Origin of the sequence: Microbacterium sp. GbtcB4, from assembly GCF_019091465.1 — a bacterium.
Lineage (GTDB): Bacteria > Actinomycetota > Actinomycetes > Actinomycetales > Microbacteriaceae > Microbacterium > Microbacterium paraoxydans.
On record NZ_JAGXJJ010000147.1, the window covers coordinates 1 to 270 of the forward strand.

Sequence of the window (270 nt, forward strand, 5' to 3'; positions counted from 1 at the left end):
TCTTCTTGGCGAAGTCCCCGATGAGCTTGCGCTGTGCGGAGTCGAGCTTGGTGGGGGTGACCACCTGCACGCCGACGCGGAGGGCGCCGCGCTGGGTGCCGCGCAGCGGCGTGATGCCTCGCCCCTTGATGGTCAGCACGCCACCGGACTGCACACCGGCGCGGATCCCCAGGTCGACCTCCCCGTCGAGACCCTCGATCGAGGTCCCGGTGCCGAGGATGGCATCGGTCATGGACACCTCGAGCGTGGCGAGCAGGTCGTCGCCGTCAC

Annotated in this window: 1 protein-coding gene; it reads right to left on the reverse strand. The window is 70.0% G+C overall.

What is annotated here, in order from left to right:
- A partial coding sequence (locus tag KVS71_RS17535; protein ID WP_302677826.1) for a DnaJ C-terminal domain-containing protein occupies positions 1–270 on the reverse strand: 270 nt, incomplete at both ends.